Origin of the sequence: Kosakonia sp. CCTCC M2018092 (assembly GCF_003864115.1) — a bacterium.
Classification (GTDB): Bacteria; Pseudomonadota; Gammaproteobacteria; order Enterobacterales; family Enterobacteriaceae; genus Kosakonia; species Kosakonia cowanii.
Genome location: NZ_CP034225.1, coordinates 4,215,847 through 4,226,979, shown reverse-complemented (window position 1 = coordinate 4,226,979; position 11,133 = coordinate 4,215,847). Strand labels below are relative to the sequence as shown.

10 protein-coding genes are annotated in these 11,133 nt (G+C 57.2%); 8 read left to right on the top strand and 2 right to left on the bottom strand.

Annotation, left to right across the window (positions count from 1 at the left end):
• Nucleotides 1-2: 2 nt before the first annotated feature.
• Complete coding sequence (locus tag EH164_RS19920; RefSeq protein ID WP_023478402.1) at nt 3-353, top strand: gamma-glutamylcyclotransferase; 351 nt, start codon at nt 3-5, stop codon at nt 351-353.
• 413 nt (nt 354-766) lie between these two features.
• Here EH164_RS19920 and ppa read toward each other — a convergent pair whose 3' ends face one another.
• Entirely contained in the window at nt 767-1,297 is a 531-nt protein-coding gene (gene ppa, locus EH164_RS19915; protein ID WP_023478348.1) for an inorganic diphosphatase, read from the bottom strand.
• Nucleotides 1,298-1,697: 400 nt separating this feature from the next.
• Between ppa and ytfQ the strand changes: the two genes are divergently transcribed.
• The 6 genes from ytfQ (at nt 1,698) to EH164_RS19880 (ending at nt 8,422) form a co-directional block, all read left to right on the top strand.
• Nucleotides 1,698-2,654, top strand: coding sequence for a galactofuranose ABC transporter, galactofuranose-binding protein YtfQ (gene ytfQ / locus EH164_RS19905; protein WP_023478471.1), 957 nt, complete (start codon nt 1,698-1,700; stop codon nt 2,652-2,654).
• A gap of 54 nt (nt 2,655-2,708) precedes the next feature.
• Nucleotides 2,709-4,211 (top strand): galactofuranose ABC transporter, ATP-binding protein YtfR, encoded by a 1,503-nt coding sequence (ytfR, locus tag EH164_RS19900; protein ID WP_124970349.1) that lies wholly within the window; start codon nt 2,709-2,711, stop codon nt 4,209-4,211.
• Nucleotides 4,212-4,221: 10 nt separating this feature from the next.
• A complete protein-coding gene (gene ytfT, locus EH164_RS19895; RefSeq protein ID WP_164483628.1) occupies nt 4,222-5,247 on the top strand; it encodes a galactofuranose ABC transporter, ATP-binding protein YtfT in 1,026 nt (341 codons plus the stop codon).
• Entirely contained in the window at nt 5,234-6,232 is a 999-nt protein-coding gene (gene yjfF, locus EH164_RS19890; protein WP_023478490.1) for a galactofuranose ABC transporter, permease protein YjfF, read from the top strand. The genes ytfT and yjfF overlap by 14 nt, the downstream gene beginning before the upstream one ends.
• A 110-nt stretch (nt 6,233-6,342) precedes the next feature.
• Nucleotides 6,343-7,908 (top strand): methyl-accepting chemotaxis protein, encoded by a 1,566-nt coding sequence (locus EH164_RS19885; RefSeq protein WP_124970346.1) that lies wholly within the window; start codon nt 6,343-6,345, stop codon nt 7,906-7,908.
• 16 nt (nt 7,909-7,924) lie between these two features.
• Nucleotides 7,925-8,422: a DUF2569 domain-containing protein gene (locus tag EH164_RS19880; protein ID WP_124970343.1), complete on the top strand. Its 498-nt coding sequence runs from the start codon at nt 7,925-7,927 to the stop codon at nt 8,420-8,422.
• A gap of 44 nt (nt 8,423-8,466) precedes the next feature.
• On the opposite strand, the gene fbp is transcribed toward EH164_RS19880, so the two are convergent.
• Entirely contained in the window at nt 8,467-9,465 is a 999-nt protein-coding gene (gene fbp, locus EH164_RS19875) for a class 1 fructose-bisphosphatase (RefSeq protein WP_023478503.1), read from the bottom strand.
• 279 nt (nt 9,466-9,744) lie between these two features.
• Here fbp and mpl point away from each other — a divergent pair, with 279 nt between their 5' ends.
• The gene (gene mpl / locus EH164_RS19870) at nt 9,745-11,127 is read left to right on the top strand and encodes a UDP-N-acetylmuramate:L-alanyl-gamma-D-glutamyl-meso-diaminopimelate ligase (protein ID WP_124970340.1); all 1,383 of its coding nucleotides are present in this window, start codon (nt 9,745-9,747) and stop codon (nt 11,125-11,127) included.
• The last annotated feature ends 6 nt before the right edge of the window (nt 11,128-11,133 follow it).

The window sequence follows — 11,133 nt, the reverse complement described above, 5'->3', positions numbered from 1 at the left end:
CAATGCGAATATTTGTCTACGGCAGTTTACGACGCAAGCAGGGCAACAGCCACTGGATGACCAACGCTCAGTGGCTGGGCGACTTCAGCGTTGAAAATCATCAGCTGTACAGCCTGGGGCACTACCCAGGCGCGGTGCCGGGCAACGGCAGCGTGCTGGGTGAAGTCTATCGCATCGACGCCTCAACGCTCGGTGAGCTGGACGCCCTGCGTACCGCAGGCGGCGAGTATAAACGGCAGTTGATCCAGACGCCGTACGGTGGCGCATGGATGTACGTCTACCAGCGTTCGGTTGAGGGGAAAACCTTGATTGAAAGCGGCGACTGGCTTGACCGCGACCATTATCAAAAGTAGTAATCAGTCACAGAGAACCGCGCCGATGGCGCGGTTTTTTTTGCGCCGCGCATTTTTGCCGGATGGCGCTGCGCTTATCCGGCCTACGTTTAACCGCAACCTCTGTCATCCCGCATGCCGCAGGCGCATTTCGTAGGCCGGATAAGGCCCCGCCGCCATCCGGCAGAATTTGTAGGCCGGATAAGGCATCGCCGCCATCCGGCAAGGCAGGCCAGCGCCGAAATCCGCAGCCGCACTCCGTAGGCCGGATAAGGCATCGCCGCCATCCGGCAAAACAGGCCCGCGCCGAAAGCCGGACGTGCGCACTTCGTAGGCCGGATAAGGCCCCGCCGCCATCCGGCAACCCCAACCCGCACACATAAAAAAAGCCCTGTGCGCATACTGCGCTACAGGGCTTCTCTTACGAAAACGGCTTACTTCTTGGCAGCGCGCTCGAAGGAGGCAACGATTTCAGCTTTCGCCGCTTCAGCGTTGTCCCAACCGTCCACTTTCACCCATTTGCCTTTCTCGAGATCTTTGTAGTGCTCGAAGAAGTGGGTGATCTGCGCTTTCAGCAGTTCCGGCAGGTCGTTCACATCTTTAATGTGATCGTACTCTTTGCTCAGCTTGGTGTGCGGAACCGCAACCAGCTTGGCATCTTCACCAGATTCGTCGGTCATTTTCAGCACGCCAACCGGACGGCAGCGGATCACAGAGCCTGGCTCCAGCGGGTACGGCGTCGGGACCAGCACGTCTACCGGGTCACCATCCAGAGAGAGGGTGTGGTTGATGTAACCGTAGTTGCACGGATAGAACATCGCGGTGGACATGAAGCGGTCAACGAACAGCGCGCCGCTCTCTTTGTCGACTTCGTATTTGATCGGGTCAGCGTTAGCCGGAATTTCGATAACAACATAGATATCTTCTGGCAGATCTTTACCCGCCGGGACGTTGAGTAAGCTCATGTTTGTTTCCTTTAAAATGTGTGGCAAACAAGTGCCGGGTATTATAGCCAACTGGCGGTGAATGTCTTGGGCTCTTTTACTCGCCCGCCACTTTTCAGAGCCTTTACCGGCGCCTTTTTATGACAACTTTGTCCATATCCATAGCAGCATACTGAATAATTTTGTGTAAGCGGTTACAGCGTAAAAATGCGTTTTTGCTATGCCAGTAAATTTCTGCAATTTCAAGGGAGATTCCTGCTGTGTTTCGCCTCCCCTTTTCGCGCGCCAGATCGCAACTGATAACTAACAATTCATTCACTTTTCCGATTTGTGATGTAACTCATTTTGTTACATCTCCGATTGTCTATAGTTTCCCCGCAGGCGAAGTAGTAGCCAACAATAACCCTACGAGGATGCTCTTATGTGGAAGCGTTTACTTCTTGTCACAGCAGTTTCGGCAGCTATGTCGTCTATGGCGATGGCTGCGTCGTTAACCGTGGGATTTTCACAGGTCGGTTCGGAGTCCGGCTGGCGTGCCGCTGAAACCAACGTCGCGAAAAGCGAAGCCAGCAAACGCGGCATTACCCTGAAGATTGCTGACGGTCAGCAAAAACAGGAGAACCAGCTTAAAGCGGTGCGCTCCTTTATCGCGCAGGGCGTTGACGCCATCTTTATCGCCCCGGTGGTTGCAACCGGCTGGGAGCCGGTGCTGAAAGAGGCGAAAGAGGCGAAGATCCCGGTCTTCCTGCTCGACCGCTCCATTGATGTGAAAGATAAATCGCTCTACATGACGACCGTCACCGCTGACAACGTCCTCGAAGGGAAGCTGATTGGTGAATGGCTGGTGAAAACCGTCGCTGGCAAACCGTGTAACGTGGTGGAACTGCAAGGCACCGTTGGCGCAAGCGTTGCCATCGACCGTAAGAAAGGGTTCGCAGAAGCGATCTCTAAAGCTTCTAACATCAAAATTATCCGCTCTCAGTCCGGTGACTTTACCCGTAGTAAAGGGAAAGAGGTGATGGAGAGCTTTATCAAAGCCGAGAACAACGGCAAAAACATCTGCATGGTTTACGCCCATAACGACGACATGGCGATTGGTGCCATTCAGGCCATTAAAGAAGCAGGTCTGAAACCGGGCAAAGATATTCTCACCGGCTCTATCGACGGCGTACCGGATATCTATAAAGCGATGATCGATGGCGAAGCCAATGCCAGCGTCGAGCTGACGCCGAACATGGCAGGCCCGGCATTCGACGCGCTGGAGAAATTCAAAAAGGATGGCACCGAGCCGCCGAAGTTGACCATTACCAAATCCACCCTCTATCTGCCGGATACGGCGAAAGAGGAGCTGGAGAAGAAGAAAAACATGGGTTACTGAGTCCTGTCGTCCCTCTCCCCGCCGGGGAGAGGGCATCTGTGTAAGGGGTCAACAATGAACGCGGAAGCACACCAGGAAATCCTGCGTACCGAAGGCTTAAGTAAATTCTTTCCCGGCGTAAAAGCGCTCGATAACGTGGATTTCTCGCTGCGACGCGGTGAAATCATGGCCCTGCTCGGTGAGAACGGCGCGGGAAAATCGACGCTTATCAAAGCGCTGACCGGGGTTTACCACGCGGATAAGGGCACCATCTGGCTCGAAGGCCAGGCTATTAATCCCAAAAATACCGCCCATGCCCAACAACTGGGGATCGGCACCGTTTACCAGGAAGTGAACCTGCTGCCGAATATGTCGGTGGCGGATAACCTGTTTATTGGCCGCGAGCCGCGTCGTTTCGGCCTGCTGCGCCGCAAAGAGATGGAGCAGCGCGCCAGCAAACTGATGCAATCTTACGGCTTCTCGCTCGACGTGCGCGAGCCGCTTAACCGCTTCTCCGTGGCGATGCAGCAGATTGTCGCCATCTGCCGCGCTATCGATCTCTCGGCAAAAGTGCTGATCCTTGATGAGCCAACTGCCAGTCTTGATACTCAGGAAGTAGAGATGCTCTTCACCCTGATGCGCCAGCTGCGCGATCAGGGCGTCAGCCTCATCTTTGTCACCCACTTTCTCGACCAGGTTTACACCGTTTGCGACCGCATCACCGTGCTGCGCAACGGCAGCTTTGTCGGCTGTCGCGAAACGCGCGAGCTGCCGCAAATTGAGCTGGTGAAGATGATGCTGGGCCGCGAACTGGAGAGTAACGCTCTGCAACGCGCCGGGCGCACGCTGCTCAGCAACAAGCCGGTGGCCGCCTTTAGCAACTACGGCAAGAAAGGGGTGATCGCTCCGTTCGATCTTGAGGTTCGCCCCGGTGAGATCGTCGGCCTCGCCGGGCTGCTCGGCTCCGGGCGCACCGAAACGGCAGAGGTGATCTTTGGCATTAAGCCCGCCGACAGCGGCAGCGCGATGATCAAAGGCCAGCCGCAAACCCTGCGATCGCCTCATCGCGCCTCCTGTCTTGGGATCGGTTTCTGCCCGGAGGATCGCAAAACCGACGGCATTATCGCCGCCGCTTCGGTACGCGAGAATATCGTGCTGGCGCTACAGGCCCAGCGCGGCTGGCTGCGTCCAATCCCGCGTAAAGAGCAGAACGCGATTGCCGAGCGTTTTATCCGCCAATTGGGTATTCGCACGCCGAGCGCCGAACAGCCGATTGAGTTTCTCTCCGGCGGCAATCAGCAAAAAGTGCTGCTCTCGCGCTGGCTGCTGACGCGCCCGCAGTTCCTGATCCTCGATGAACCGACGCGCGGGATTGATGTTGGCGCGCATGCTGAAATCATCCGCCTGATCGAGACCCTCTGCGCCGACGGGCTGGCGCTGCTGGTGATCTCCTCTGAGCTGGAGGAGCTGGTGGGCTATGCGGATCGGGTGATCATCATGCGCGATCGCAAGCAGGTCGCCGAGATCCCGCTCGCCGAGCTTTCCGTTCCGGCGATCATGAATGCCATTGCGGCGTAAGGAGTAGAGTGTGATGCCTCAATCACTGGGCCAACAGGCGCAGCCGAAGCGCCGTTTTAGCTGGCCGACCGGCACGCCGCAGATCTTAGCCCTGCTGCTGGTTTTACTGGTGGACAGCCTGGTCGCGCCCCATTTTTACCAGGTGGTGTTGCAGGATGGCCGCCTGTTCGGCAGCCCGATCGATATTCTTAACCGCGCAGCCCCGGTCGCGCTGCTGGCCATTGGCATGACGCTGGTGATCGCCACCGGCGGCATCGATCTTTCGGTCGGTGCGGTAATGGCGATTGCCGGCGCGACGGCGGCATCATTAACCGTTTCCGGCCATAGCCTGACGGTAGTGCTGCTGGCAGCGCTGGCAACCGGCGTGCTGGCCGGGCTGTGGAACGGCATTCTGGTGGCGATCCTCAAGATCCAGCCCTTTGTCGCCACGCTGATCCTGATGGTCGCCGGGCGCGGCGTCGCGCAGTTGATCACCTCCGGGCAGATCGTCACCTTTAACGCGCCATCGCTGGCGTGGCTCGGCAGCGGCTCGCTGCTGCTCTTCCCAACGCCGGTGATCATCGCGCTGGTGACATTAGTTATCTTCTGGCTCTTTACCCGCAAAACGGCGCTGGGCATGTTTATCGAAGCGGTGGGGATTAATATCCGCGCGGCAAAAAACGCCGGGGTGAATACGCGGCTGGTGGTGATGCTGACCTACGTGCTGAGCGGCGTTTGCGCGGCCATCGCCGGGGTGATTGTCACGGCGGATATTCGCGGTGCGGATGCCAACAACGCCGGGCTGTGGCTGGAGCTGGACGCCATTCTGGCGGTGGTGATTGGCGGCGGCTCGCTAATGGGCGGGCGTTTCAACATTGTGCTGTCGGTGGTGGGCGCGCTGATTATTCAGGGCATGAACACCGGTATTCTGCTCTCCGGTTTTCAGCCGGAACTTAACCAGGTAGTGAAAGCGGTGGTGGTGATGTGTGTGCTGATTGTCCAGTCGCCGCGCTTTATTGCGTTGCTTAAAGGAGTGCGCGGTCATGATAAAACGTAACCTGCCGTTGATGATCACGCTGGGCGTTTTCGTGCTCGGCTATCTCTACTGCCTGACGCAGTTTCCCGGCTTCGCCTCGACGCGCGTCATCTGTAATATCCTGACGGATAACGCCTTTCTTGGCATTATCGCCGTCGGCATGACCTTTGTGATCCTCTCCGGCGGTATCGATCTCTCCGTCGGCTCGGTGATCGCCTTCACCGGCGTCTTTCTGGCAAAAGCGATTGGTGCCTGGGGCATCTCGCCGCTGCTCGCCTTTCCGCTGATTTTACTGATGGGCTGCGCCTTCGGTGCCTTTATGGGGCTTTTGATCGACGCACTGAAAATCCCGGCCTTTATCATCACCCTCGCCGGGATGTTCTTCCTGCGCGGCGTCAGTTATCTGCTGTCGGAAGAGTCGATTCCCATTAACCACCCGATGTATGACACCCTCTCCAGCCTCGCCTGGACCATCCCCGGCGGCGGGCGGCTGAGTGCGATGGGGCTGCTGATGCTGATGGTGGTGGTGGTCGGTATTTTCCTTGCTCACCGCACCCGTTTTGGCAACGAAGTGTACGCCATTGGCGGCAATGCCACCTCGGCGAACCTGATGGGCATCTCGACGCGCAGCACCACGATTCGCATCTATATGCTCTCAACGGGGCTGGCAACGCTTGCCGGGATTGTCTTCTCGATCTACACCCAGGCGGGCTATGCGCTTGCGGGCGTGGGCGTCGAGCTGGACGCGATTGCCTCGGTAGTGATCGGCGGCACGCTGCTGAGCGGCGGCGTTGGCACGGTGCTTGGTACGCTGTTCGGCGTGGGGATTCAGGGACTGATTCAGACCTATATCAACTTCGACGGTACGCTCAGCTCCTGGTGGACGAAGATCGCCATCGGCATCCTGCTGTTTATCTTTATCGCCCTGCAACGCGGCCTGACGGTGCTGTGGGAGAGCCGACAGAACTCGCCGGTGACGCGGGTAAGCCCAACGGCAACAAAGTAACAAGATATTGAAATTGCTATTTTTCTTCTAAAGGAATTCCGGTAGCGGTCGATAACTGTCGAATGGGCTTAATTTACGCCAAAAAGTTCTTCGCTACCGGAATCCACATCATGCTTAAAACGCTTTCGATCCGTACGGGCTTACTTTCTCTGCTGGCTGTTATGACTCTTCTGCTGCTGCTGGTCAGCGGTATCGGTATTTATGCGCTCAATAAGAGCTCCGCTTCGCTGGCGCGAATCAACCAGCTACAGGGCGAAAAGATGGCGCGCCTGAACAGCGGCTACACCATGATTCTGCGCGCGCGCAACGAAGCGGGCCAGGCGGTGCGCATGATGGAGGTGGGCCTGCTGGATGATGCAGCCAACTCCGTAAAACTGATCAATAACGAAATCGCGCTCGGTGAGCACTCTCTAACTGGCGTTATCAGCGCGGGCGTTGATGATGAGCAGGGCGCAGCGCTGCTGGCAAAGGTGGCGAAAAGCTATGGCGATTACGTCAGCCAGGGCATTAAGCCGATGCAGGACGCGCTCAACCAACAGAGCGCCGATGCCTATTACGAACTCCTCGAAAGCAAACTGATCCCCGTCTCCCGCCAGTTCGATAACGATATGCAGGCCTTCCAGGCGTGGGGCGAAGCGCGCGGTAAAACCGAAGTGGCGGCGGTGCAGAGCAGTAAGCGCTTTGTTATGTCGCTGATTTTTGTGGTCGCGCTGCTGGTGGCCGGGATTATCGTGCTCGCCTGGCTGGCGCTGCGCCATATGCTGCTTAAACCCCTCGACACCTCGATTCAACAACTGGAACAGGTGGCGGCGGGCAACCTGATTGCCGCGAAAACCGAGGTGACGGGAAAAGAGTTTAACCGCCTGAACGCGGCGATTGAGGAGATGCGCCATGCGCTGATCGGCTCCGTGATGCGCGTGCGCGATGCCAGTTCGCAGATTGATACCGGCAGCCGGGAGCTGGCGGCAGGCAACCTCGATCTCTCGCAGCGCACCGAATCCACCGCCACTTCGCTGGAGCAGACCGCCGCCAGCATGGAGCAGATCACCGCCACGGTGAAACTTAACGCCGACAACGCCGAGCAGGCGCATAAGCTGGCGAAAGCGGTTTCTGATACCGCCGATCGCGGCAGCGAAATGGTCTGCTATGTGATTGAGAAAATGCGCGATATTGCTGGCAGTTCCGATCGCATCGCCGATATTCTTAGCGTGATCGACGCCATTGCTTTCCAGACCAACATTCTGGCGCTTAACGCCGCCGTTGAAGCGGCGCGCGCGGGTGAGCAGGGCAGAGGCTTTGCGGTAGTGGCGGGTGAAGTACGCAGCCTCGCCAGCCGCAGCGCCGACTCCGCGAAAGAGATCCGCCAGCTTATCAGCAGCTCGCAGGCGCAGGTCTCCGAAGGCAGCGATCTGGCGATGCAGGCTGGAGAAACGATGGACGAAATCGCCGAAGAGGTGTTGCGCATGACTAAATTAATGCGCGAGATAGCCAATGCGTCCCAGGAGCAGAGCCGCGGTATTGAGCAGGTTAATATTGCAGTAAGTCAGATGGATGAAACGGCGCAGCAGAATGCGGCGCTGGTACAACAATCGTCTGCGGCGACGCGCTCGCTGGAGCAGCAATCACGAGAGCTGCTTGAAGCGATGGCGTCGTTCCGTTTGCAGACGCAAGCATAATCAAAGGTAAGGTGTCATGGCTGTATGTATTCAATGTGATAGCGAGGCGCTGAAGGGCAGCGACTATTGTGCCGTCTGCGAGGAGCGCGAGTTTAAAAAGATCCGCGGCTGGCTCTATCTCCCGGCGCTGGGGTTGGTTGCGTCGATCATCGTCAACCTGATATCCATTAACTTTACGCTGCGCTTTTTAATGGAGAACTTCGCGCTGATTGGCTCGGGGCAGAAAGGGATCCTCTTTTTCGAGCTGGCGTCGTTTGTCGGCATGTTTGCCTATGCGCTGTTTGTCAGCAGCCTCTTTTTCCGTAAGAAGCGTCAGCTGCCGCGGCATTACATTGTACTGGTGGGGGTGGGTACGGCCTTTGTCGCCGTCGATCTGCTGTTGGGGCACCACTATCTGGATGTGCCTTATGTCTTTGAGACGGTGAAACCGCTGGTGCGCAATGTGCTGAGCGCCTGTATCTGGATCCCTTACTTCATCGTGTCCGAACGCGTGAAGCGTACCTTTGTGAAGTAACGATTTGCCGGAGGGCAATTGCGCCCTCCGGCAATCACAAGCTATTACGCGTCCGGGTACTCACGCATATAACGCTCAACATCATCCACCATATGCTCATTGCCGACGAAGAACGGACGGCGCTGGTGCAGGCTCTCTGGCTGGATATCAAGAATACGCTCTTTCCCGTCGCTCGCTTTGCCGCCGGCCTGCTCCGCGAGGAAGGCCATCGGGTTGCACTCATACAGCAGGCGCAGTTTCCCTTGCGGGTGGCTGGCGGTGCTCGGGTAGAGGTAGATGCCGCCTTTCAGCAGGTTACGGTGGAAATCCGCCACCAGTGAACCGATGTAGCGCGAGGTGTAAGGGCGGTGGGTCGCTTTATCCTCTTCCTGGCAGAACTTGAGGTACTTCTTCACGCCCTGCGGGAATTTGATGTAGTTCCCTTCGTTAATCGAGTAGGTGTTGCCGCGTTCCGGGAAGCGCATGCGCTCCTGGGAGAGGCAGAAGACGCCGAGTGACGGATCGTAGGTGAAGGCGTGAACGCCACAGCCGGTGGTGTAAACCAGCATCGTCGACGAGCCGTAAACCACATAACCGGCGGCAACCTGTTTGTTGCCCGGTTGCAGGAAGTCCTCTTCGGTAACCGGCGTGCCAACAGGCGTAACGCGGCGGTAGATAGAGAAGATGGTGCCAACAGAGACGTTAACGTCGATGTTGGAGGAGCCATCCAGCGGATCCATCAGCACCACGTATTTAGCGTGTTCGCACCCTTCGAAAACGACGATCTCATCTTCTTCTTCAGAGGCGATACCGGCGACGATGTCGCGGGCGCGCAGCGCGGATTTCAGTTTCTCGTTCGCAAACAGGTCGAGTTTTTGCTGCACTTCGCCCTGTACGTTCTCAGCACCGCTGGCACCCAGGATATCGACCAGACCGGCCTTATTGATATCGCGATGAATGATCTTGGCGCCCAGTTTTATCGCCGACAGTAAAGCAGTCAGTTCACCCGTGGCATGCGAGAACTCATGCTGCTTTTCGACAATAAATTCACCTAACGTTTTCATAACACTTTCCCTGCATTTTTGAATATGGAGTAAAGCGATTGTAGCCTGCGGTTTTCAGCATGTTTGGCGAAGAAGTTCAGGGCCGTTTACCAACGAAACGGTAACAACCCGAGCTTTCGCAAACGAAAACGCAGCGGACATGCAACAATACTAACAAACATTCAAAACTTCGCGCACAGGTGAATCGCGCCAGCGGGGTACGGATTATCCTGAAATGCATTTCTCAGACGTTAAACATATGCGTAAAATGTGCGCCAGGTTAAGCAAGGATAATGACGTATGCGCATTCATATTTTGGGGATTTGTGGCACTTTCATGGGCGGGCTGGCAATGCTGGCGCGCTCGCTGGGCCACCAGGTAACGGGTTCGGATGCCAATGTCTATCCGCCGATGAGCACGCTGCTTGAGAAGCAAGGCATTGATTTAATTCAGGGATATGATGCAAGCCAGCTCGATCCCGCGCCGGATTTGGTTATCATCGGCAATGCGATGACCCGCGGAAACCCGTGTGTCGAAGCGGTGCTGGAGAAGAACATTCCGTTTATGTCCGGCCCGCAATGGCTGCATGATTTTGTACTGCGCGACCGCTGGGTTGTGGCGGTTGCCGGTACGCACGGCAAAACCACCACCGCCGGGATGGCGACCTGGATCCTCGAAGCCTGCGGCTATAAACCCGGTTTTGTCATCGGCGGCGTGCCAGGCAATTTCGATGTTTCCGCGCGCCTCGGCGAGAGCGATTTTTTCGTTATCGAAGCTGACGAGTACGACTGCGCCTTCTTCGATAAGCGCTCCAAATTCGTCCATTACTGCCCGCGCACGCTGATCCTCAACAACCTTGAGTTCGATCACGCGGACATTTTTGACGATCTGAAAGCGATCCAGAAGCAGTTCCACCACCTGGTGCGCATCGTGCCGGGGCAGGGGAAAATCATCTGGCCGGAAAACGATATCAACCTGAAACAGACGATGGCGATGGGCTGCTGGAGCGAGCAGGAGCTGGTGGGCGATCAGGGCCACTGGCAGGCGAAGAAACTGACCACCGATGCTTCAAACTGGGAAGTGTGGCTGGATGGCGAATGCGTCGGCCAGGTCAACTGGGGCCTGGTGGGCGAGCACAACATGCATAACGGCCTGATGGCGATCGCCGCTGCGCGTCATGTTGGCGTTACGCCTGCGGATGCCGCCAACGCGCTCGGCTCGTTTATCAACGCCCGCCGCCGCCTTGAGCTGCGCGGTGAAGCGCACGGCGTCTGCGTATATGACGATTTTGCGCACCACCCGACGGCAATCCTCGCCACGCTCGCCGCGCTGCGCGGCAAAGTGGGCGGCACGGCGAAGATCATCGCCGTGCTGGAGCCGCGCTCCAACACCATGAAGATGGGGCTGTGCAAAGATGACCTCGCGCCGTCGCTGGGCCGCGCCGATGAAGTCTTCCTCCTGCAACCGCAGCATATTCCCTGGCAGGTTGCGGAAGTGGCGGAGGCCTGTATCCAGCCTGCGCACTGGAGCGCGGATGTCGATACGCTGGCGGATCAGATTGTGAAAAGCGCCCAGCCGGGCGATCACATTCTGGTGATGAGTAACGGCGGCTTTGGCGGCATTCACCAGAAGCTGCTCGATAAGCTGGAGAAAAAAGCGCAGCTCGCGGCTGAAAAAGCCTGATAGCTG